15 protein-coding genes and 2 pseudogenes are annotated in these 23416 nt (G+C 44.9%); 4 read left to right on the forward strand and 13 right to left on the reverse strand.

From position 1 onward, the window contains the following. Positions 1-12: 12 nt before the first annotated feature. Both FLAVO9R_RS18210 and FLAVO9R_RS18215 read right to left on the reverse strand, forming a co-directional pair. The gene (locus FLAVO9R_RS18210; RefSeq protein ID WP_159533626.1) at positions 13-1248 is read right to left on the reverse strand and encodes an SO_0444 family Cu/Zn efflux transporter; all 1236 of its coding nucleotides are present in this window, start codon (positions 1246-1248) and stop codon (positions 13-15) included. A gap of 328 nt (positions 1249-1576) precedes the next feature. Continuing rightward, on the reverse strand, positions 1577-3265 hold the full coding sequence (locus FLAVO9R_RS18215) for a carbon starvation CstA family protein (protein WP_159533628.1): 1689 nt from the start codon (positions 3263-3265) through the stop codon (positions 1577-1579). A gap of 337 nt (positions 3266-3602) precedes the next feature. Here FLAVO9R_RS18215 and FLAVO9R_RS18220 point away from each other — a divergent pair, with 337 nt between their 5' ends. After that, positions 3603-4121 carry a hypothetical protein gene (locus tag FLAVO9R_RS18220; RefSeq protein ID WP_159533630.1) on the forward strand — a complete coding sequence of 173 codons (519 nt, stop codon included), beginning with the start codon at positions 3603-3605 and terminating at the stop codon, positions 4119-4121. Positions 4122-4359: 238 nt separating this feature from the next. Continuing rightward, complete coding sequence (locus FLAVO9R_RS18225) at positions 4360-5928, forward strand: sodium:solute symporter (RefSeq protein ID WP_159533632.1); 1569 nt, start codon at positions 4360-4362, stop codon at positions 5926-5928. A gap of 45 nt (positions 5929-5973) precedes the next feature. Here FLAVO9R_RS18225 and FLAVO9R_RS18230 read toward each other — a convergent pair whose 3' ends face one another. The 7 genes from FLAVO9R_RS18230 to FLAVO9R_RS18260 all read right to left on the reverse strand — a co-directional run bounded on the left by FLAVO9R_RS18230 (position 5974) and on the right by FLAVO9R_RS18260 (position 15599). Next, positions 5974-7113, reverse strand: a complete 1140-nt coding sequence (locus FLAVO9R_RS18230) for an alpha/beta hydrolase fold domain-containing protein (RefSeq protein ID WP_159533634.1) — start codon at positions 7111-7113, stop codon at positions 5974-5976. Positions 7114-7232: 119 nt separating this feature from the next. Further along, the gene (locus tag FLAVO9R_RS18235; protein WP_159533637.1) at positions 7233-8417 is read right to left on the reverse strand and encodes a hydroxymethylglutaryl-CoA reductase; all 1185 of its coding nucleotides are present in this window, start codon (positions 8415-8417) and stop codon (positions 7233-7235) included. 220 nt (positions 8418-8637) lie between these two features. After that, positions 8638-10170: an NADPH cytochrome P450 oxidoreductase family protein gene (locus tag FLAVO9R_RS18240; RefSeq protein WP_159533639.1), complete on the reverse strand. Its 1533-nt coding sequence runs from the start codon at positions 10168-10170 to the stop codon at positions 8638-8640. A gap of 34 nt (positions 10171-10204) precedes the next feature. Next, positions 10205-11038 carry a DUF4198 domain-containing protein gene (locus FLAVO9R_RS18245; RefSeq protein WP_159533641.1) on the reverse strand — a complete coding sequence of 278 codons (834 nt, stop codon included), beginning with the start codon at positions 11036-11038 and terminating at the stop codon, positions 10205-10207. A gap of 16 nt (positions 11039-11054) precedes the next feature. Beyond that, complete coding sequence (locus tag FLAVO9R_RS18250; RefSeq protein WP_159533643.1) at positions 11055-11588, reverse strand: DUF2271 domain-containing protein; 534 nt, start codon at positions 11586-11588, stop codon at positions 11055-11057. Positions 11589-11624: 36 nt separating this feature from the next. Further along, positions 11625-12224 (reverse strand): PepSY-associated TM helix domain-containing protein, encoded by a 600-nt coding sequence (locus tag FLAVO9R_RS18255; RefSeq protein WP_159533645.1) that lies wholly within the window; start codon positions 12222-12224, stop codon positions 11625-11627. Between the two features lie 456 nt (positions 12225-12680). Further along, complete coding sequence (locus tag FLAVO9R_RS18260; RefSeq protein WP_159533647.1) at positions 12681-15599, reverse strand: TonB-dependent receptor domain-containing protein; 2919 nt, start codon at positions 15597-15599, stop codon at positions 12681-12683. Positions 15600-16065: 466 nt separating this feature from the next. Between FLAVO9R_RS18260 and FLAVO9R_RS18265 the strand changes: the two genes are divergently transcribed. Beyond that, the gene (locus FLAVO9R_RS18265; RefSeq protein ID WP_159533649.1) at positions 16066-17154 is read left to right on the forward strand and encodes a sensor histidine kinase; all 1089 of its coding nucleotides are present in this window, start codon (positions 16066-16068) and stop codon (positions 17152-17154) included. Next, positions 17147-17902 carry a LytR/AlgR family response regulator transcription factor gene (locus FLAVO9R_RS18270; RefSeq protein ID WP_159533651.1) on the forward strand — a complete coding sequence of 252 codons (756 nt, stop codon included), beginning with the start codon at positions 17147-17149 and terminating at the stop codon, positions 17900-17902. Before FLAVO9R_RS18265 ends, FLAVO9R_RS18270 begins: the two co-directional genes overlap by 8 nt. A 424-nt stretch (positions 17903-18326) precedes the next feature. Here the strand turns inward: FLAVO9R_RS18270 and tuf (FLAVO9R_RS18275) are convergent. From tuf (FLAVO9R_RS18275) to fusA, 4 genes and pseudogenes are all read right to left on the reverse strand, one after another. After that, positions 18327-18499, reverse strand: a pseudogene (tuf, locus tag FLAVO9R_RS18275) (elongation factor Tu); the annotation flags it as partial. Positions 18500-18554: 55 nt separating this feature from the next. After that, positions 18555-19625: pseudogene (gene tuf, locus FLAVO9R_RS18280) on the reverse strand (elongation factor Tu); the annotation flags it as partial. A gap of 438 nt (positions 19626-20063) precedes the next feature. Next, positions 20064-21245 (reverse strand): elongation factor Tu, encoded by a 1182-nt coding sequence (gene tuf, locus FLAVO9R_RS18285; RefSeq protein ID WP_013782545.1) that lies wholly within the window; start codon positions 21243-21245, stop codon positions 20064-20066. A gap of 63 nt (positions 21246-21308) precedes the next feature. Continuing rightward, complete coding sequence (gene fusA, locus FLAVO9R_RS18290) at positions 21309-23414, reverse strand: elongation factor G (RefSeq protein ID WP_159533653.1); 2106 nt, start codon at positions 23412-23414, stop codon at positions 21309-21311. Positions 23415-23416: the final 2 nt, after the last annotated feature.

Genomic DNA, 23416 nt, shown 5'->3' on the forward strand with positions numbered 1-23416 from the left:
TTGAGCTTTATCTTAGCCGCAACAGTCTTGGTGGCTATCTTCACGCTGCGCTACTCTGGCGCTAACTTTTTTAACGCCTAATCGAGCCATTAGTGCAGCAAGTAGAATGGCGCACGCCGCATAGAGCGCTTGAATGTTAGCGCCATGACTATGCAGTTGGCTTTCCATGTGAATTAGGCCTTCTAACGACAATGCTGACACTCCGTAATTAAGCAAATAGCCAAACCCAATACTGGCAGAAATAACGCTAAACAAATATAAACAAAGGGTTCTAAAACCCATTTCTTGCTTAATCATGCCCATGGTAGAAACATTAGTAGCCGGCCCCGCCATGAGAAATACCAACACCGCACCGGGTGATAATCCGGCAGCTAAAAAGCCCACCGCGAGCGGCGTAGATGCCGTAGCACAAATATACATTGGAATACCAATGACGGCCATGACTAACATCGCGATAACCCCATCGCCCCATTGAGTGAGAAAATCCGTTGGCACCCAAGTTTTAATGGCCGCGGCTAAAGCTAGGCCCACAAGTAGCCATACCACAATATCTTCTAGCAACTTACCCGAGGCATAACGAAGCACCTGGGTGAGTTTATTCGCTTGTTTTACTGATTTACCCTGAATAGCTGGCGTGTCGTCGCAACAACTTGTGGTTGGCTTTTCACTGGCACAACAACTAGTTTGTACTTTATCCAGCGATGCGGCTTCTTCTTGCTCTGGAGCTATAGAGGCTTCACTTGAACAGCAAGATACACTGCCCGCGTGTTTATGAGGGTACTGATGAGAGCTCTTAAGAGAGTGAGCATCTGAATGCTCTGCTTTCTGACGCTTAGCGTCATCAAACCATCTCACCATAAGACCGGCATAGATTGCGCTAGCAATAGCGGCTATTGGTCTAACAATGGCGAACAGGGGGCCTAGTAATGCGTAAGAAACAGAGACACTGTCTACCCCTGTTTCAGGCGTAGAAACTAAAAATGAAATTGTCGATGGTTTAGACGCGCCACTTCTACGCAGCCCTATGGCCGCAGGGATAACGCCGCAAGAACACAAAGGCAATGGAGCACCTATTACTGCGGCTTTGGTGATAGAGGCTGTAGAGCTGCTTCCCATATGACGTTCTAAAAAGCTAACCGGCACCAATTCGTGCATAATCCCCGCCACCAGCAGGCCAAGTAACAGCCACGGAGCAGACTCCATAAATAGGCTGATAAAATTTTGCACTAATAGCATTAGGTCAGTCATACCACTCCAAACGAACCGCGTTGAACATTTATATTTTTCACTTGCTGATTTGCTTTGCTGACTTGCTATCCGACTTCCGACTTCCGACTTCCAGCTTCCAGCTTAATGTACCAATTTACTTGGCGGTAAATTTACCAAATCAGGCGAATGCGTATGATAGCAAATTTACGCGCCTACCGTGAATGAACGATAAGTAATCCACCTCATCGAATAACCCGATTGCCTACAAAAAAGCCGACGCAGAGAATAACGCTCTACGTCGGCTTTGTATAAAGCTAGCACTCAACAATGTTGTGATAGCCGCTAGCCACTATTTTTACCGCTGTTGCTATTCCTTCTCGCCCACTTCGTCTTGATGTCCGCTACGAAGTTTAGCCACAACAGACCATGCTTCGAGCATCACCAACACAGACACCACTAGCACCACAGCATCTAGGAAAACTAATAGGTAATTTTCAGCAAGATAATACTCTTTAAGCTTTATTAGCCCAGCAAAGAAAGCCATGACCAAAACGAATACCATGGGTATTAATGTGTAACGGGCTGGTCTTCCCATCTTAATCAGCATGACTGAAATAACCAACAAGGTAAGACTAGCCAGTATTTGGTTTGTAGAGCCAAACAGCGGCCAAATGATCATACCGCCACCGCCTGATGAACCACCTGCGCCGAACGCTAGCAGTAAGCAACAAGCAACCGCTAAGAAAGTGGCTACCACACCATTTTTAAGTGCTGACAATTTATAAATATCGCCCCACTCTTGAATAATGTAACGCTGAAGACGAACACCAGAGTCCATGGTTGTGCCCGCGAACAGCACAACCATTACCGCCAGTATGGTTGATGAAAAGGCTTCGGGCAGCCCCCATCCTTGATGGATAAGCGCCGCGCCGCCGCTAATAAACGCACCTACGCTACCTGCACCTAAGTGACTGTAGACTTCATGCCATTCTTCTGGAGAGGCCGCAAATGCCACACCACTAACCGCAACAATGGTAATCAATGCCAAAGAACCTTCGCCAATCGCCCCTAAATAACCGACAAAGCGTGCATCAGTTTCTTTATCTAACTGCTTAGAGCTGGTGCCTGAGGCCACAATACCGTGGAAACCTGAGACTGCACCGCAGGCAATCGTAACGAACAATAAGGGAATTAAGCTGGGAGAGTCCATGGCCGTCTGTGTATTAAAGGCAGGCGCGGTAATGTCTGGCATAGCAAAGAAGACCGCACCATAAAGTAGGAATAAGCCAACCAACAGCTGCATACCGTTAATAAAGTCTCGGGGTTGAAGTAACATCCACACTGGCAATAACGAAGCGATGGCAGCGTAAATAAATAAGATAATAATCCAGTTCGCTTTGTCAGCTAAACCAAACATGGTTTCTGGCAAGCTAATAGGAATGTAGCTACCGGCATAAACCGAGGCATAAAGCACCACGATACCCACAAGGCAAAGAGGCACTAACCCAAAGTTGCGTTTCAATAACTGACCAATAACAAGGGCCACGGCAATTGCCGTCCAAGCAGGGAAAACCGCATTGGGCTGAGAGACAAACGAGTTTGCTATTACCACACCAAAAACGGCGTTAACCATTAATAGTACGAGAAAGATAACAATCATAAACAATGAACGAGAACGCTTGCCTATAACACTTTCAGACAAGGCTCCCATCGATTTACCCTTGTGACGAGCACTGGCCCACAAGGCCCCCATATCATGCACACCCGCAAACAGTATGGTGCCGAAAATCACCCAAAGTACGGCAGGCACCCAGCCCCAGTACACGGCGATAGCTGGCCCTACAATTGGCGCAGCCCCAGCAACTGACGTAAAGTGATGCCCCCAGAGCACCACTTTATTGGTAGGTACAAAATCTTTACCATCCTGCAGCTCGTGAGCAGGCGTAGTGAAGTTATCGTCTAGTTTAAATATTTTCGTGGCAATAAATTTCGAATAAACGAACCACCCGAGGAGCATGCCCACGATCCCGAGTAATACTATGGCTATTGACTGCATATTATTGTCCTGTGTCGATGTTGCACCGCATTATTCAATTTCTTTTTTAAACGCATATACAACGCTTTTCTGTCGTTAAAAAACGCTTATCTAAACATTAAAACATTATTTACTTTTTGACGTCGCCATATTAGACCAAAGTCTATTGTGGTAGCAGCTTTTTTACACTGCTCGTACCATGCTAGCTTTGTGGCTTCTACCAATCATTTACAACAAAAGTAGCAGGCTTAAAGAAAATAGCTGCTAAATATAGCGTTAATCTTACCTACACCCTTCAAATACCGCTCAGTCTCGTTTATAAAGGCTCATCAATAAATAATTCTATTAATAAGCAGTTATGGCATCACCAAAATTTCATATGGCCGTCCGTAAATATCACCGATGGTTAGGCTTTTTCTTAGCAGGCATAATGGCAATTTATGCTATCAGTGGCGTGTTACTCATTTTTCGCCCCACCGATTTCCTGAAATTCGATAAAACTGAAGTCCGTCAGTTGTCTCTAGACTTGAACGGAAAACAAGTAGCATCAAAAATTAAGGTGAAAGGTTTAAAGGTGGTTGAAGAGAATGCCAGCCAAGTTGTGTTAAATATGGGCAGCTATAACAAAACAGATGGTGTCGCTACTATTACTCGTAAAGACTACCCTCTTGTGTTGGCAAAAATGGTTAAGCTTCACAAGGCGACGAATAACAGCCCATTATTCTGGTTGAACATTAGCTTTGGCGTTGCGCTTTTGTTTTTCGTCATCTCTGCATTTTTGATGTTTATGCCTAAGCTGCCTATGTATAAAAATGGGCTTAGAATAGCGGGATTAGGTGCAGTAGTGGCTGTACTTGTGGTGATATTCGGCTCATAACTTCACGTGTTCGAACCGCCGTGGTGTGGTTCGAACACTTTTTAGCACATGCTTGAACCCTGTGGTAACGTATCTGAATAGTAACGAACTCGTACGCTCACTATCAGGGAAGATTTATGCCGCGCCAGTACAACCTTCTTTTCACCGTAAGCACGCTTGTATTTGGTGCTCTCACTTCAGCTTTACTCGAGTTACAACACACTTCAAATATAGCTGTGCATCTGCTCGGTGAGCGTCTATGAACTTTGTCGATTTCACGGTAGTGGCTATCTACCTCGTGGGTTTGTTAATCATGGGGTTTGTGTTTCGAAAGCAAGTGAGTAAAAAAGATTACTTTCTTGCTAATCGACAGCTGGGCTGGAAGCCACTTTCCCTTTCCATTATGGCCACGCAGCTATCTGCAGTTAGCTTTATTTCGGCCCCTGCTTTTGTGGGGTTAAGAGAAGGTGGCGGTCTTATTTGGTTGTCATACGAGCTTGCGCTTCCCCTTGCCATGCTAGCCCTACTCTATTTTATCTTGCCTACCTTGTATCGCTCAGGCGTAGTCAGCGTCTATGATTTTTTAGAGCAACGCTTTGGCCGCTCTTCTCGGGTGCTCATTAGCGTGGTGTTTCAAATAAGCCGTTCTTTTGCCACCGCCGTCATGATTTATGCGATTTCTATCATCCTGCAAAGCACCATGGGCTTAGCGTTCTGGCAAAGCGTGTTGTTAATTGGGGTTATAACCCTCATTTATTCCCTTCAAGGTGGCATGAAAGCCGTAGTGTATGGTGATGCTGTGCAAATGGTATTAATAGTCGCAGGGGCCTTGGTATGTTTAGGTTTTGGGCTATATCACATAGGCGGGTGGACAAGCTTTCTTGAGCAAGTGCAGCCTGAACGACTCACTACACTAAACACCGCATCTTATGGGTTTGATGGCGAAGGTTTCGGCCTGCTGCCCATGATTTTTGGTGGCATCGTGTTATACGCTTCGTATTACGGCTGCGACCAATCAGAAGCCCAGCGTTCGCTGTCAGCGAGAAGCCTAGGTGATTTAAAGAAAATAATCATGACCGCCAGCTTTTTACGTTTCCCTATCACCCTTATTTACTGTTTTGCAGGCTTAATCATTGGTACATTGGCTCTGACCACCCCTGAATTTTTAGCACAAATTCCTGCCGACCAACCTGATTGGCTGATGCCTATTTTCATTGTTAACTATCTACCAAATGGTATTTTAGGCTTGTTGTTAGTAGCCATTTTAGCCGCGGCCATGTCCTCTTTAAGTTCAGCAATTAATAGCTTAGCGGCGGTATCTGTTGAAGATTATTGCCGAGTTGCGGGCAAAACACTGTCACCAGAGAGTACCCTTCAGGTTGCTAAGTATGCAGGCATGTTTTGGGGATTGCTCACATTGAGCTTGTCATTCGTCGTAGACGATATTGCCCCTACTATTATTGAGGCCATCAATAAGATTGGCTCTGTATGTTACGGGCCTATTCTTGCGACATTCTTTCTAGGCGTGTGCACAAAACATCTTTCAGCAAAGCAGGTTAATACTGGGCTTATTGCAGGCGTGCTTTTAAACATCTATCTGTGGCTAGCCCAACCAGATGTATTTTGGTTTTGGTGGAACGTGATTGGTTTTTCAACCGCGCTTGGTATTTCACTGGGAGTGTATTGGCTTAGTCACAAAAAGGTTAAACAGCCCTTTATTAACACCCGCCAGGATGTACTCACTAAAACCAATATAGCGGCACTCATTACTTGGTGTGTTGTGCTTATTGGTATTTGTATCGCCTTACCGGTAATGCTTATTCAATAACCGGCTAGGTCGTACATTTAAGTTGTTAACCGTCATTAACGGCGGTTAGTCGCTACTTTTAGTACACACGCTTAGTAGAAATTGCTTAAGCTCTTGGTATACAGAGTGAGATTCTGGGGTTTCATAAGCAACAACGTAATCGGCATGGGATAACCCTTCGAAAACCTCTAACTGAGTGCGTACTTGCACATCACGTAACTTCCGATTCACCCGCACCGTATCACTTAGAAACATATCTCGCGTGCCTGATATTAAAAACGTAGGCGGGAAGCCATCAAAATTGCCATAAAGAGGGGAAATAGAGGAGTGGGTTAAGCTTTCGCTTCCAGCATATAGATTAGCCGCTGCTTCCAAAAATCCTTGGTATGTCACCAAAATACGATCAACACCTTCATTGGTATAAAGGGTATCGCCGGTTTTCGTCAAATCAGCCCATGGGGTGCCGGCATACACTGCTGATGGCAACGGTTGTTTGTCAGCAATAAGCGTTTGCACGGCAGCAAGCACTAAGCCTGCTCCTGCAGATGTGCCACCTATAAAAAGGTTCTGTGCGCCATGTTCTGCAGCCACGCTGCTATAAACCGACACTACATCGTTAAGTGCTGCTGGAAATGGCGCATGAGGTGGCATGCTATAATCGATACTAATCACTGTAATACCCACTCTATGGGCAATTAACAAGCTTTCTTCTATGCTGGGCAGCCCGGAAAAAAACACGTAAGCGCCACCGTGTACGTCAATAAATACCTTGTTTTTAAATTCAGGGGCAATTGTCTTTGGCGTAAGTCGCCTGACCGGTACGCCATTAATTTTTTCCAAAGACACATCAACATCAAACTGCTTGCGCATTTTTTTGATTTTCTTTTTTTGCTCCCCATTTCTTGTTTGAATCATTTCACGCCACTGCGCTACAGATTCAGGAGTATTCCTACTGACTTCATCAACCGATGGCATCGGGTATTGGGAAATAGCGCTTTTAAGTTCATCGCTTGCGGCACTTGGCAGCGGTACCGTTTTAGCTGACACTGTTAATGGAGATTCATTTGACATTTTGACTGTATCGGCCTTTTGTTTACTCGCACTGGCCGTATCAGTGTTGTGGTCAGAAGCCCCAGATGTAGAAGACGAAAAGGTCATTGATACCACCAAAATGAAAAAGGCGAAGGAAAAGGTAAGTAGGTTCATGCGTAAAACGCTTTTATATTATCAAGATTGTTATAACCGATAGACTCACCCGTATATTGTTACTTTTCAACAATAATCACTATTATTAATAGTTACGCGAGTGGCTTGCACGAAAAAAGCTATGGGCGATTGCGACCATATTCATCATGACTGGATACCCACTCATCTGCCACTACCGCCGCACCTAACGATAGCTCGCCGCATAATACAGTAGCAGCAATGATCTCAGCCAACTTATTCACGCCACCTTTGCCATAACACCCTAGCGTTTCTAAGCACTCTCGCTGCGTAGCTAACCCAGTACCACCGCCATAAGATGCTACGACGAGTGAAGGGATAGTAATAGAAAAATAATAATCGCCATTCGGGGTAATTTCACTGTAGGTATACCCTGCTGATGATTCGGCTACATTTGCGACATCTTGGCCGCAGGCTATAAACAGTGCAGTAATCCCATTGGCAAAGTGGGCTCCATTGCTCACGCTGCCTGCCACAAATGCCCCCATGTTAGACAACTGGCGTTGCTTGAATAGCGCTTCAGGCGAGCAATGCATTAATGATTTCATTAAATCAGCAGGAATAGTGGCCTCGGCAACCACACGCTTACCTCGGGTATGTAGGGAATTCACAAAAGAGTGTTTCTTGTCGGTATCTAAATTACCCGATAGGGCAAAGTGTTCAAGCCCAGCTATGTGTTGCGCTTGCATCCATTGGCAAGCATGTCGCGTGGCCTTGCTAACCATGTTCTGCCCTGCCGCATCGCCACAGGTAAAGTTAAAACGTAACCAACGCATTTTTGATACGGCATACTGCTCGATATCACGCAGCTTACCAACCGAAGTCGTTTCCTCTGCTTTGGCTTTGATTAATTCGAAGTTGTCAGTTACCCACTTCCCGAAAGCTAGTGCAGCGCGCGCATCTTCAAACACAAATACGGGAGCCCGCTGCATGGCATCATCAATAACGGTAGTTTTAACGCCCCCCGATTCAGCAGTTAACCGCATACCCCTGTTATAACTGGCAACTAGCGTCCCTTCAGTAGTTGCCATTGGAACATAAAACTCCCCGTGAGCATCTACGCCCTCGATGACCAATGGGCCTGCTAACCCAATAGGCACTTGGGCGACACCGGTGAAGTGTTCTATATTGCCCGGCAAAGTATCTGGCTCGATTGAAAATGTACCGACATGATTCATTTCAGCGCCAGTCTTATCTTTCACGAATTGACGCCGAGTTGCCGCCATCTCTGTGCTGTACTCGCTGGAGTTCTGGTCATTGGATTTGCTTCGCGGGATCTTAGCCATAACACTTGCTTGTTAATTTAATGTTAACTCATTATGTTATGCCTTCAGCCTCCATACCAATCAACCCTGTGTATTTTTACTCATAGCTATCCGCAATAGTATTATCTACAACTTCCTAATGCGTTTGTTAAAGACGCAATTGGCTGGCATATTTCGGAGGTAAACTTTTAATAGTTATAAATGCATAGGAGATGTTGACGGTGATAAGCGGATTTTTAGTTTAATAAAGATCTCTGTGATATCGACCTTTATCGACAAGCATACTGTAGTACTGTTTACCAAGTACATCCTGTAAGGCAGCATCAACCCCCTTACCCATTCCTTCAAAATGACCGCACACATAAATTTGCGCGTTGCGACTAGCCTCGGAATTGACACCGCTACTATCATTAACACCTAGGAATACCTTCAAAGCATCAGCTTGTTCTACTATCAAGTGTTGTACATATTGATTTGGTGCAATATTTGGCTCTAAAGAAGGCTTTGAAAAAATCACCGAGCGTTTATGAATACACGATGCATTGTGAAAAGGAGATAGCGCTTTGGGCAAAATGTCATCTTTTTCTGGGCTTCGTTCACCGTAAAAAATCCACACTGGCCCGCCATCTTTAAGCATGGCTCGTTTAGCAAGTTGCGCTCTAACGCCTGCAATACCGCTTCCGGCCGCTATAAGCACTAATGGACACTGCGTATCGGTGATAACCGCATTCGTGTTTTTACGTATTTGCGCATATACGGGCTGGTTCATCGCCAATTTGCTCGTTAAAAAACCAGAGCCATAGCCTAGTTCACCATGCTCTTTTCGTACTTCTCTTACTATCAGCTTCAAGTCATTTTCTTGCGGTGCCGAGGCTATGGTGTACGAACGTCCGACTCGTTTTCTTGGGTGCCCGCTTGAGGGTTCTTTTAAGTGCTCGCTCGAGGGCTCTTTTAAGTTCTCGCTCGAAGGCTCTTTTAAGTTCCGGCTCGAAGGCTCTTTCATAGAAAGGTACCCATGCGCCATGGCAGGGTAAATATCAATGATATCCCCCGCTTCCCAAGCTATTGGCACTTTACCAGCCTCACGGGCTGATGGCGGCTGCTTTAAGGTTATTGCATATAAGCCACGGGTATCGTCTTGATTGAGCTGTTTTCGGTGTTCTAATACCCAAGGTTGCATTTGTTCAGATGGTTCAGTCGTTAAAGAATCAAGATGGACTAAATGTTCACCTTTTCCACTATCTAATGTGGTGAGTGATGTTAATGGCGTACCGCCCAGTAAGCTTACGTTCTCATAAAGAGCCACTGCAAAACGGCAAAACTGTTTGTATTCCCGACTTCCCAAACCGATAACTTCGTATGACAAGTTCGATAAAGGTGTGGCCCCACTCTTTTTGGCTCGCTGCAAAGCGTGATAAAAGCGAGTGCCTGCATCCGGCGGCTCACCCTCACCATAAGTGCTAACTACAAACAGCGCCTTCGATACGTTGCCGAGCATCGCAAGATTTAACGATGCCATGGAAACCAAAGTAATCATTTCATGCTCAGCCAATGCTGCCGCTTTAGCCCGCGCAATCTTTTCGGCGGTGCCGGTTTGGCTGGCATAAACAATAAGGGTTTGATTTTTACTATCGCGGCTCTTTACATGTGTATTGTCTGTTAGGGGATCGGTGACGGAGCGCTTTTTCCTATTACTATAAAAAATCACCGCTACCCACAACACATAAAGCGTGATGCTAGATAGTGCAATAAGTAAACGGTGAGTTTCAGTCATAGTACTTTTAAAGTATCTCAGTAAATGCTTAAGCTTATAGCGGTAGCACTTCGAAAGTACCTGAGTAACTTCCCGTTCTTACCGTTGCTGGCTTTTCAGCTTTATCATCTTTATAACCAATCTCGACAAAATACATGCCTGCTTTTGGCCAAATAACTTCAAACTGACCTTCGTCGTTAGAGGTTACCGAAATCGTTTCTTGGTCATTTCTGTAACGCATACCACCACGAACAACTTCAACTTCTGCACCCACTGCAGGTTCGCCGTCGATAAGCAAAGTAAAGGTAGCGGCTTCTGTAGCAAACAAATCATTCGGGTGAGTTACTGGAATAAGTTCTAAGCCTTCGTTAGTTGGTGTAAATACCTTTTCTGAAGGCTCACCAAGGGTTACAAAGGTTTCCACTCGACGAGAGCCTTGGGTAATACGTAATTCTGATGCCTCTTTCGGTACTGATGAAGCAAACTCTTCAGCTACATAAGCCTCACCACGACCAGGCCACATTTTGCGTTTACCCTCGTCATCTTTCCAAAAGGCACGTATACCCGAACTGAAAGACGTGATCTTAAAAGTCCCTTCCTCTTCCAACTTTACGTCGAAAGTGGTGCGATATTTTCCACGGGTTCTATTTTCAGTCTCAATCGTTTCCCCGTTTGGCGCGGTCACGACTAAGTTGTCAGTATTCATTGCAAAATGATCTGGGTGAAAGATAGTATTTGAGATAGCGGCGTCAAACGTTACATAAGAATCTTCACCTGATAGCACTGTTGAACTTGGCAATATCCATGCGCGGTGAGCGCTGGCAGAAAATGACACGGCTAATATTGCGGTTATTGCCACGATTGATGTAGTAACTGATAATTTTTTCATAATGTCCTCTGAGAGTTTATTCATCTTCCAGACGCAATGAAACGCGCCCAATTTCTGATTTGCCTTCCACCGTAACGGGGAGTATTTCTACTGATAAAGGGAGACTAAATGGAATAGACAATACTTCTCTGCCACCCACTTCACGTGATGCTTCTACACGAAGGGTATAATCTCCGTCACTCAACTGCGCTAAGGCGCTATTAAGTTGAGTATCGATGACGTGCGCACCAGGACCTTTCGTCGCGCTGGTTAAACCGTCGAAAGGTAAATCTAAACTTCTACCACCACGACGCCACCATTGCCTAAGATCTTTAAGCCATTCTTTACCTTCGTGCTCACGCATATCGACGTCATACCACACCGCGACTTGAGTCGATTTACGCTTACTGTTTTCAATCCATACAGCCACGTACGGTTTATGATACTCAGCTACATCTAGCTGAGGTAAGGCTATATCAAGCGTTACTGACTGCGCAGCCATAGAGACTGGCGAGGCTAACATAAGCCCTAGCGCACCAGACGCTATCGCAAGACCATTTCGCACTTTCATCTTTTCACTCCTTTTCAAGTTCACGTCCCAAAACCGCTAATGTACAAATAACAGCAAAATGACAAATGGAATTAATACGCCCAGAACAGTTACAGGCCAAGTTGATACTCTACTGGGTGCATGACGCATAAGTAACTGCAAACCCGTGACACTAAAAATAATGCAGGCAACAGCAAAAATATCGATAAACCAAGGCCACACTACTCCTGTATTTCTACCTTTGTGCAGATCGTTGAAATACGAAATCCATCCTCTATCCACACTCTCAAAAGTGACCATTTTAAGTTCACTATCTACAGCCACCCAACTATCTGTACCCGGACCGGGCCACGACGCATAATATTCAATACCGTCCCATTCACCCACCACCGAAGCAGGGATAGCAACACCATACTTATCAGATACGAAATCCACCAAGACATAAGGAATAACAGCGTCACCCTCTGGCAACGCCACAAAGTCATCTATTACAGATGCAGGCAACGTAGCTCCTATTTCAGTCACTTTTTTATTGGCAGGAATATCTGCAGCGTGATTAAGTGTTATACCCGTTAAGGAAAACAGTAATATGCCGACAAGACACCACGCTCCACTTATCCAATGCCATTGTCTAATACTGCCTAATGAGAAGCGCATAGATGTTTTACTATTCCTTATTCATGGCTATTCAATCGTTCGAGGTGGTTGATAATACAGATTTTACACAGCGACTCAATGCAAATGAGATTTATTCTCAAACTTATTCGATAAGTGGGGCTGACCCATTAGAAAATGCCCAAAGGTGGGAATGTATTGGCGGGCAAAAAAATGGGCTGAAGTTTTTCACTTCAGCCCGAAGGTCCAGTTTAACATACATACCTACTTGGTAATGTATTTGCCGAAACTGCATTTCGACGCTGACCAGTGTAAAAGAATCGCAATAGTTAACCAGTGTGTTGTGATAAACCTACCATCTAGTGTGATAAAGGGTATTTTTCGCGAGGTAACCTGCTTTTACGACTTATAAAAATCATAAAAGCCAGCAACATGTGCTGGCTTTTAAAAGTGAATTTAACCTTAGTCAAAAACACTAACTTCCTTTAAAACAAAGTATTAAAACGTAGCACGCACACCTAAATAGAACTCTTGCCCAATAGGGTCGTAAGTACCTGCGTCGGTTTCTGTACCCGTATCGCTACCGGTTACCCCAGATAAAATTTTAGGCGGCTCTTTGTCGAATAAGTTATCAACACCGCCGTATATTTCTATAATATCAGTCAGTTGATAGCTTGCTTGCAGGTCAACGTACGTGACTGCATCGATGCCTACACCGCCAGGCGCGATGTCAAATCCAGCCAAAAACTGATCATCAAAATCCGCGGCGCCAATGTAGGTAAGTCTAGCAACCACGTTCAAATCGTCGTAACGATAACCTAAATTAAAGAACGCTTTGTGCTCTGAGGTTCCTATTTCGCCCACGAACGGATCTTCTGCCGCGCCAGGTAATGGCGTGGTTGCGCCATCTATTAAGTAGGTGTAGGCGAGTCTTGCTGATAAATCACCGCCACCCACATCAGTACTGTAGTTCACCGTAACATCCACACCTTCTAAGGTAACGCCACCACTGTTTGAAACCGCACTATCTATGAACTCGATAGATCCAGCACTATTGTTACCCACTGCAGTTGGACGACGCGTCACAAAATCACAAAAAGATTCATCGCCTCCGCCATAACACTGGTCAAGAATGAATTGCCTAGGTGTCGATACAATAGCGTCTTCAATCTCGATATCGAAGTAATCGACTGTGAAATCAAAATCTTCTAATACTGAGATATTTTCGGGCGTATACACAACACCTACGGTGGTAGATGTGCCAACCTCTTCGGTCACACTTTGATTACCTCGATCGAAACCACTGATCCCTTGAATATCAGATTGGTTCAACGTAAAACTGCCATTTTCAGCAATATTAGCAGCCACACCCGTATCGGCTAAACAGCGCGATGACGTATTTGACACACACGGGTCGATTAAGCCAGTCGGAAATGTTTGACTATCAGGTTGGAAAAGCTCGTCGATGTTAGGCGCTCGCGTTGATTGAGCTTGAATAACCCTAAAGCGTATTTGATCGTTTGGCGCATAATTGAAGCCTACATTCCAGCTAGACGTGCTGCCCACCGTAGAATAGTCAGACGCCCGAACGGCAGCTTTAATGTTAAACCCTTCGAACACAGGAATATGTGTTTCCACATAAAACTCTGTCACATCAAATTCACCCTGAGTAGCAGGTATTGCATTCCCAGCATTCAGCCCCGCTTGTTGCAATGCATCAAACTCACTGCGCGAGAACTCTTCTCGATACTCAAAACCAACCGCCACTCCCAAGGGGCCTGCGGGAAGCTGGAACGCTTCACCAGATAAGTTTCCTCCGATGACTTCTTGCGTAACTTCTGTAGACAATAATGCTGGGGCCGAAACATAGGCTGCTGCTTCTGCAGAAATAGAATCGAATCCATAGATATTAATCGGCACACAGCCAAAACTCCGTGCTGTTTCATCTAAGCAAATGGCTTCATCGGTAATACCATCGCCATCAAAATCATCTACATCTGTTATTGCTTCCAATGCATATCGGAAGTTTTGAACATTAACCAGTCCATTCGAAACTTGCGCTTCTTTCGTTTGACCGTACGAGTAGAATACATCGTAGTACCAATCATCGAAAAGCTCGCCATCCATTCCCACCAGTACTCTAAATGTGTCTCGTTGGGCTGTATTTCCACGGTTACCAACGTCTTGTAAACGTTTAGCAAAAAATAAGTCCTTAACACCATCGCCGTTACCATCAACAGCCGAATTAAGTATGGCGTCAGGAACATATGGATTTGCCACCAATTGACCATTCACCAGAAACTCTAAAGGCACAAGCCCATCTGAATAGATGTTGTCAGACGCAAAAGGAAAAGGTTCTAATTCGGTGGTGGTAGAACCGTTCGAGTAAGTCCCCTCAAAAAATAAGGTATGCTCATCATTGAGCTCGTATTTCCCATTTACTGCCATCAAATAGCGCTCAGTTGGGATTGCAATTGTTCTAAACGCAGATCGATTAAACCCATCTGGTCCTATCGTACCATCTCCATTAGTTGAAAAACCTTCTTGAAGATTATTATCAGAATCAAACGTATAGCGGGTGCCGCCGGCATCAAATCGTCCTTGTGGAGGGAACGAAGAAAAGAAAGGCTGAACCGCATCAAAAATAGAATCTGGGTTAGCAACAGGATCATCTTCAAAATAGATTCCAGATAATTGGTCAATCGCAGAGCGCTCCCTATCTCTTGAGAATACCGAGCCTTGATCAGTATAAGAAATATGCGCCATTATACTCGCGCGACCGTCCGAGGACTCGGTTCCCGTGGTCAGTGCAATTTGACGCTCTTCTGCATCACCTTCTGCAGAACGACCAAACTGGGCATTCATTTCTAAGCCTTCAAATTCATCTTTCATCACAAGGTTAACAACCCCTGCAACAGCATCAGAACCGTAAACCGCTGATGCCCCCCCAGTGAGTATTTCGATACGTTCGATAAACTGGGCAGGTATAGTATTTAAATCAACCGCTGAGCTACCGGGCACACCTGATACAAAGCGGCGACCATTAACCAGAACAAGCGTTCTCGCCGTATCCAGATCACGTAGATCGATTGTTGATACCCCGGCACTAGCCGTTGAGAAGTTCGAGTTCGTTCGACTGATAGCAGGTGTACCAAACGCCGGATTTTCGAGTAATAAATCTTGAATATTTGCCACCCCCGACGCTTGAATATCGCTTGCGTCGAGTATTTGCAATGGCGAGGCTGAGGCGAGTTCCGCTGACTTAATTCTTGAGCCTGTAACCGCGATTTTTTCGATGGCTTGCTCTTGTTCAGCAGTGTCTTGCGCCAGTACTTTGATAGGTATTGCTAACGTGCATGCGGTTCCAATAGCTAGGGACATCTTTATCGTATTGGCCAACTTGGTTTTAGTGTACATATTTAGCTCCCTGGGAGACTACCTTTGGTAGTTCATTTTTTGTGTTTTTTCGATAGCACAGCTATCTGAAGTGAACCTAGGGAGAAATACTGTTTTGCGCTACGTGATATACGTAAAGTGCCACTATCGTGTGACAAAAGGCGGAAACAGAGGGACAAATGGAAATTAGATTGTAAACAGGAGCTAAAAAGACAATAAAGCGATATATATCAATTACATAGCATCACCCTAACTTATCTAAGATACATTCTTTTACAAAAAACATGAAAATTAACAACAAACGTATTGCAAGAATCCCTAAGGCAGTGATTATAATGCACAGCTAATACATTCAAATTTCTCACAAGAAAATGATGCGGTTGACTCCGTAACCGGGCAACTTGACTACTCTTCGCGCCAATTAAAGCAAAAACGTATTTCTGCTAAATACGTTACTAAGCGAAATAATTGTAGAGGCCAAATTGGAATGCAAAAAAATACCCAGGCTCCCCTATTAGGGAGGTATTTTTGGATCGCTTGTATTTGTACATGGTTTGCGCTACTAAGCGTAGTCACCTACGTGCAGTACAATAGTGCTTTGGGAACAGAGTATGCTTTAAGTTGGGGCAAAACTTGGGTACTGTTAAGCCCTTGGTACTTAAATTGGATTTGGTTGACGGCTGCTGTATTTATTCTGACAAGAACACTAGATAAGGACGATGTAAAACCCTTACATCAAATTGTCGGACATCTCATTGGGGGAGCGTTGCTCCTGCTCGCTTATTTCACTGCATCTACTTTTATACGCGGATTATTGGTATCAAGGAGTTGGGACGACAATATTACTTCGCTACAAAAAGTGTTATCTGGTAGTGCGCACATCGATTTACTTATTTACGGTAGTATTCTTTGCATTGCATTTGGCACACGCCTTTATCAAAGAAATCTCAACGCCACCATGGAAATTGGAAGACTTGAAGTTGAATTGGTAGAGGAGCAACTTAAGTCACTTCGCACTCAACTAAACCCCCATTTTTTATTTAACGCATTAAACACAATTTCTAGCTTAGTGCGATTGCAACATCAACAAGAAGCAGTCGTAGCACTGTCTTCATTGAGTGTGATGTTACGTTCCATACTTGGACACAAAGGTGACAAAAACATTAAGGTTAAAGACGAGATAGTATTCATAGAAAACTACCTCGCACTCCAAAAACTACGTTTCGAAGATAAATTGGATATTTCCATACAGGTTTCAGAAGACTGTATGAATTTGAAAATTCCAAACATGTTATTACACCCTTTAGTTGAAAACGCGGTGCAACACGGGGCGCAATCCGATACAAAGAAAAACCCGCTTCAACTTCGTATAACGAAATTGAAAGGCATGTTGCAAATAAACCTATTAAATGCGGTGTGTGAGCAAGACAAGCATCAAGGATACGGGATAGGCATAACCACAACAAAAGAACGCCTTAGCAAAATGTTTGATAACTTTAACCTTGAACAGCGTACGCTTGAAAATGGCATGTTTGAAACTCAACTAGCAATACCGACGGGAGAAATGGATGTTTAATGTACTCGTTGCAGATGATGAAAGACTAGCCAGAGAAACGATTAAATTGCTGCTAGCTAATGCCCCAGGTGTGGGAAATATTTGGGAAGCGAGTGACGGCCGACAAGCTATAGAGCTCGGAAAACTGCATTCACCCGACTTGGTGTTTCTGGATGTCGAAATGCCAATATCAAACGGCATTGAAGTGGCTCGAGAACTTCCGAGCAATAGCATTATTGTCTTTGTTACCGCCTTTAACGATTATGCAGTTACCGCGTTTGAACTTAATGCCATCGATTATATTTTGAAGCCTTTTGATGACGAACGCTTCGAAAAAACACTGAGTAAAGTGAAGCAAAAGTTCCTTGAAGGAAGCCGAAGTAATTTCAGCCAGATTGGCGAAGTAATCAAAGAGATTATTGATAATAAAAATAGCTACCGGCAACGATTAGTCATTCGTGATCCAGGTAGAATTCGGCTAGTTGACGTTGACTGCATATTATATATTAATGGAGCCGGAAATTATGCAGAGCTTCACCTCGAAGACGGTAATATCGTTTTGCACCGTGAAACGCTGACCATTCTGGAAGAGCAACTGAATCCAGACGATTTTATTCGCATCCATCGCTCGACTATAGTTAAACGCCACGCTATTTCTGAACTCCGCCCCAATGAAAAAGGGGATTATTCAGTTATTTTAAATTCTGGCGATACACTCACGTTGTCCCGCCGCAACCGCACAAAACTTGAAGAGTTAACTGGTGAGTAGCACCATAGAATGAAGGCTTTGTGCACTTCGGAAACTCTTTACAGCATGCGGGCTGTAGCGAAGGCCCCATGGATGGGTTATCCCTACTATTCCAATAGTTTATGCTAGCGTTTACAAGGAAGGAGTATCCCCCATCTACAACCTTCCACAGCATAGATGCGACTGCACAGGCTCCATTGATGGATTCACGCCGCATTTCTGATGGGATTAATCACTATCTGAGTACGATGGCACGTTTAGAAGGAAGGGCTTTGTGCGCCTCGAAAACTCTCTACAACATGGATGCTGTAGCGAAGGCCCCATAGATGGGTTTACGCCGGGTTTACGAGGCGTACAAAGCCCTTCCCTACCATGTCCATTAAATTCCACGCACAAAAAAGGCGCTCAAATGAGCGCCTTCTTTTTATGCTTTGGTTTACTTAGATTAAAGAATCTTAGCTACAACACCAGCACCTACAGTACGGCCACCTTCACGGATAGCGAAGCGTAAACCTTCGTCCATCGCGATTGGTGCAATAAGTTCTACTACGAACTTAAGGTTGTCACCAGGCATTACCATCTCTACGCCTTCTGGAAGCTCTACAGCACCAGTTACGTNCACAAAAAAGGCGCTCAAATGAGCGCCTTCTTTTTATGCTTTGGTTTACTTAGATTAAAGAATCTTAGCTACAACACCAGCACCTACAGTACGGCCACCTTCACGGATAGCGAAGCGTAAACCTTCGTCCATCGCGATTGGTGCAATAAGTTCTACTACGAACTTAAGGTTGTCACCAGGCATTACCATCTCTACGCCTTCTGGAAGCTCTACAGCACCAGTTACGTCAGTTGTACGGAAGTAGAACTGTGGACGATAGCCTTTGAAGAATGGAGTATGACGGCCACCTTCGTCTTTGCTTAGTACGTATACTTCAGCTTCGAATTTAGTGTGTGGGTTGATTGAACCAGGCTTAGCTAGTACTTGACCACGTTCAACGTCTTCACGCTTAGTACCACGTAGAAGAACACCAACGTTCTCACCAGCGCGACCTTCGTCTAGAAGTTTACGGAACATTTCAACACCAGTACAAGTCGTCTTAGTCGTATCTTTGATACCAACGATTTCTACTTCTTCACCAACTTTAACAATACCTTGCTCTACACGACCCGTTACTACTGTACCACGGCCTGAGATTGAGAATACGTCTTCGATTGGAAGAATGAACGGCTTATCGATAGCACGCTCTGGCTCTGGGATGTATGAATCTAGAGCTTCACCAAGTTCGATGATTTTCTTTTCCCATTCTGCATCGCCTTCAAGGGCTTTAAGTGCAGAACCTTGGATAACTGGAAGGTCATCGCCTGGGAATTCATATTCGCTAAGAAGTTCACGAACTTCCATTTCTACTAGCTCTAGAAGCTCTTCATCATCAACCATGTCACATTTGTTCATGAATACGATGATGTAAGGAACACCAACCTGACGACCAAGTAGGATGTGCTCACGAGTCTGAGGCATAGGGCCATCAGTCGCAGCTACTACTAGGATCGCGCCGTCCATCTGAGCAGCACCGGTAATCATGTTTTTAACGTAATCAGCGTGTCCTGGGCAGTCTACGTGAGCGTAGTGACGAGTAGGAGTGTCATACTCTACGTGAGATGTAGAGATGGTAATACCACGAGCTTTTTCTTCAGGCGCGTTATCGATTTGATCGAAAGCCTGAGCTGAACCACCGTATGTCTTTTGATGGATTCACGCCGCATTTCTGATGGGATTAATCACTATCTGAGTACGATGGCACGTTTAGAAGGAAGGGCTTTGTGCGCCTCGAAAACTCTCTACAACATGGATGCTGTAGCGAAGGCCCCATGGATAGGTTTACGCCGTTACCTTTACCCTAGCAACAACAGTCTGCTGTGTTGACAGAAGCGGCAGTAGAAGCCCATGTGAAACCCTCAGCAGGCTTTATACCCTACTATTTCAATAGTAGTTGCTGGTGTTTACAAGAGAGGGAGTAGCCCCCATCAGAAACCTTCCACAGCATGGATGCTGTGGCAGAGGCCCCAGGGATGGGTTTACGCCGTGTTTCTGATGGGGGCTACTCCCTCTCAAAACATAATCCCAAGACACAAAAAAGGCGCTCAAATGAGCGCCTTCTTTTTATGCTTTGGTTTACTTAGATTAAAGAATCTTAGCTACAACACCAGCACCTACAGTACGGCCACCTTCACGGATAGCGAAGCGTAAACCTTCGTCCATCGCGATTGGTGCAATAAGTTCTACTACGAACTTAAGGTTGTCACCAGGCATTACCATCTCTACGCCTTCTGGAAGCTCTACAGCACCAGTTACGTCAGTTGTACGGAAGTAGAACTGTGGACGATAGCCTTTGAAGAATGGAGTATGACGGCCACCTTCGTCTTTGCTTAGTACGTATACTTCAGCTTCGAATTTAGTGTGTGGGTTGATTGAACCAGGCTTAGCTAGTACTTGACCACGTTCAACGTCTTCACGCTTAGTACCACGTAGAAGAACACCAACGTTCTCACCAGCGCGACCTTCGTCTAGAAGTTTACGGAACATTTCAACACCAGTACAAGTCGTCTTAGTCGTATCTTTGATACCAACGATTTCTACTTCTTCACCAACTTTAACAATACCTTGCTCTACACGACCCGTTACTACTGTACCACGGCCTGAGATTGAGAATACGTCTTCGATTGGAAGAATGAACGGCTTATCGATAGCACGCTCTGGCTCTGGGATGTATGAATCTAGAGCTTCACCAAGTTCGATGATTTTCTTTTCCCATTCTGCATCGCCTTCAAGGGCTTTAAGTGCAGAACCTTGGATAACTGGAAGGTCATCGCCTGGGAATTCATATTCGCTAAGAAGTTCACGAACTTCCATTTCTACTAGCTCTAGAAGCTCTTCATCATCAACCATGTCACATTTGTTCATGAATACGATGATGTAAGGAACACCAACCTGACGACCAAGTAGGATGTGCTCACGAGTCTGAGGCATAGGGCCATCAGTCGCAGCTACTACTAGGATCGCGCCGTCCATCTGAGCAGCACCGGTAATCATGTTTTTAACGTAATCAGCGTGTCCTGGGCAGTCTACGTGAGCGTAGTGACGAGTAGGAGTGTCATACTCTACGTGAGATGTAGAGATGGTAATACCACGAGCTTTTTCTTCAGGCGCGTTATCGATTTGATCGAAAGCCTGAGCTGAACCACCGTATGTCTTTGAAAGAACAGTAGTGATAGCTGCAGTAAGGGTTGTTTTACCGTGGTCAACGTGGCCGATTGTACCCACGTTTACATGGGGTTTCGTACGTTCAAACTTTTCTTTTGCCATTTTTCTCGTTTCCTAAGTTAAAAGTCCGACCCAAACATAGACCGGACCGAACCTTCATTTAGATTAAATTCTAGATTCAATAATAGCCTGCGCCACATTGTTCGGCGCCTCAGAATAATTGAAGAACTCCATAGAGTATGATGCGCGACCCTGCGTTTGAGAACGCAAGTCGGTAGCATACCCGAACATTTCTGAAAGCGGCACCTTAGCACGTATTATTTTAATACCTGCTACGCCTTCTTCCATACCTTCGATCATGCCGCGACGACGATTTAGGTCACCAACCACATCACCCATCCAGTCTTCTGGAGTAGTTACTTCAACTTTCATCATGGGTTCAAGCAACACCGGATTTGCTTCTGCGGCACCTTTTTTGAAACCCATAGAGCCGGCGATCTTAAACGCCATTTCAGAAGAGTCAACATCATGGTACGAACCGTCGAACAAAGTTACCTTTACATCTAGTACCGGATACCCTGCTACAACACCACTTTGCAACTGCTCCTGAATTCCTTTATCAACCGCTGGTATGAACTCTTTTGGTACCACACCACCGACGATGTCATTTACAAATTCGTAGCCTGCGCCTTCTTCTGCTTGTGGCTCAATACGAAGCCAAACATGACCAAATTGGCCACGGCCGCCAGACTGACGTACGAATTTACCTTCAACTTCTACTTTCTTGCGAATAGTCTCACGATAAGCAACCTGAGGTTTACCCACGTTACATTCAACTTTAAATTCGCGTTTCATACGATCAACAATGATATCAAGGTGAAGCTCACCCATACCAGAGATAATCGTTTGGCCCGACTCTTCATCAGTCTTAACCTTGAATGACGGGTCTTCAGCGGCTAGTTTACCTAACGCGAGTCCCATCTTTTCTTGGTCAGCCTGAGAGCGAGGCTCAACTGCGATAGAAATTACCGGGTCAGGAAATTCCATACGCTCTAGTGTAATGACATTATTCGGATCGCAAAGCGTATCACCTGTGGTCACATCTTTAAGACCAATGGCCGCGGCGATATCGCCTGCACGAACTTCTTTAATTTCTTCACGGTCTTTAGCGTGCATTTGAACGATACGTCCAAAACGCTCGCGTTTACCTTTCACTGGGTTGTATACCGTATCACCAGTATTAACAACGCCAGAGTAACAACGGAAGAAAGTTAGCGTTCCTACGAATGGGTCGGTAGCGATTTTAAATGCAAGGGCCGAGAATGGCTCGCTGTCGTCTGCATGACGCTCAGCTTCAGTTTCATCTTTATCGTCTAAAACACCCGTAATAGCTTTTACTTCACTTGGTGACGGTAAGTATTCTACTACCGCGTCTAGTACTGCCTGAACACCTTTGTTTTTGAAGGCACTGCCACAGGTGGCAAGAACAATTTCGTTGTTCAGTGTACGGGTACGTAAACCAAGTCGGATTTCAGCTTCAGTTAGCTCTTCGCCTTCTAAATACTTATCCATTAGCTCGTCAGAGGCTTCAGCGGCTGCTTCAATCATCTCTGTACGATACTTTTCCGCGTTTTCTAAATATTGCGCTGGAATATCTTCATAGGTAAACGTCATACCCATGTCTGCGGCATTCCAGTTTATGGCTTTCATCTTAATAAGATCGATAACGCCATGGAATTCTTCTTCAGCGCCCATGTTCAATTGAATAGGAACACAGTTTGCGCCTAAGCGTTTACGGATTTGACCCACAACACGCTCAAAATCGGCGCCAGCTCGGTCCATCTTATTGATGAACACGAGACGTGGCACCTCATATTTGTCAGCCTGTCGCCAGACTGTCTCTGATTGAGGTTCAACCCCAGAAGACCCGCAAAAAACCACTACAGCCCCATCCAGTACCCGTAGTGAACGTTCTACCTCAATGGTAAAGTCCACGTGTCCTGGCGTGTCTATAATGTTTATGCGATGCTGATCGAACTGCTTTTCCATGCCTGACCAGAAACAAGTGGTTGCAGCAGACGTGATAGTAATACCACGCTCCTGCTCTTGTTCCATCCAGTCCATGGTTGCAGCACCATCATGCACTTCACCGATTTTATGAGACAACCCTGTATAAAACAGGACTCTCTCTGTGGTCGTGGTTTTACCCGCGTCCACATGAGCCACAATACCAATATTGCGGTAACGCTCAATCGAGGTCTTACGAGGCATAC

Origin of the sequence: Alteromonas sp. 38 (assembly GCF_902506055.1) — a bacterium.
In the GTDB taxonomy this organism is placed as follows: domain Bacteria; phylum Pseudomonadota; class Gammaproteobacteria; order Enterobacterales; family Alteromonadaceae; genus Alteromonas; species Alteromonas lipotrueae.

What these genes read in the sequence shown, in the direction of transcription:
- FLAVO9R_RS18210 (WP_159533626.1), bottom strand. Translation starts at nt 1,248, where the DNA reads ATGACTGACCTAATGCTATTAGTGCAAAATTTTATCAGCCTATTTATG.
- FLAVO9R_RS18215 (WP_159533628.1), bottom strand. Translation starts at nt 3,265, where the DNA reads ATGCAGTCAATAGCCATAGTATTACTCGGGATCGTGGGCATGCTCCTC.
- FLAVO9R_RS18220 (WP_159533630.1), top strand. Translation starts at nt 3,603, where the DNA reads ATGGCATCACCAAAATTTCATATGGCCGTCCGTAAATATCACCGATGG.
- FLAVO9R_RS18225 (WP_159533632.1), top strand. Translation starts at nt 4,360, where the DNA reads ATGAACTTTGTCGATTTCACGGTAGTGGCTATCTACCTCGTGGGTTTG.
- FLAVO9R_RS18230 (WP_159533634.1), bottom strand. Translation starts at nt 7,113, where the DNA reads ATGAACCTACTTACCTTTTCCTTCGCCTTTTTCATTTTGGTGGTATCA.
- FLAVO9R_RS18235 (WP_159533637.1), bottom strand. Translation starts at nt 8,417, where the DNA reads ATGGCTAAGATCCCGCGAAGCAAATCCAATGACCAGAACTCCAGCGAG.
- FLAVO9R_RS18240 (WP_159533639.1), bottom strand. Translation starts at nt 10,170, where the DNA reads ATGACTGAAACTCACCGTTTACTTATTGCACTATCTAGCATCACGCTT.
- FLAVO9R_RS18245 (WP_159533641.1), bottom strand. Translation starts at nt 11,038, where the DNA reads ATGAAAAAATTATCAGTTACTACATCAATCGTGGCAATAACCGCAATA.
- FLAVO9R_RS18250 (WP_159533643.1), bottom strand. Translation starts at nt 11,588, where the DNA reads ATGAAAGTGCGAAATGGTCTTGCGATAGCGTCTGGTGCGCTAGGGCTT.
- FLAVO9R_RS18255 (WP_159533645.1), bottom strand. Translation starts at nt 12,224, where the DNA reads ATGCGCTTCTCATTAGGCAGTATTAGACAATGGCATTGGATAAGTGGA.
- FLAVO9R_RS18260 (WP_159533647.1), bottom strand. Translation starts at nt 15,599, where the DNA reads ATGTACACTAAAACCAAGTTGGCCAATACGATAAAGATGTCCCTAGCT.
- FLAVO9R_RS18265 (WP_159533649.1), top strand. Translation starts at nt 16,066, where the DNA reads ATGCAAAAAAATACCCAGGCTCCCCTATTAGGGAGGTATTTTTGGATC.
- FLAVO9R_RS18270 (WP_159533651.1), top strand. Translation starts at nt 17,147, where the DNA reads ATGTTTAATGTACTCGTTGCAGATGATGAAAGACTAGCCAGAGAAACG.
- tuf (WP_013782545.1), bottom strand. Translation starts at nt 21,245, where the DNA reads ATGGCAAAAGAAAAGTTTGAACGTACGAAACCCCATGTAAACGTGGGT.
- fusA (WP_159533653.1), bottom strand. Translation starts at nt 23,414, where the DNA reads ATGCCTCGTAAGACCTCGATTGAGCGTTACCGCAATATTGGTATTGTG.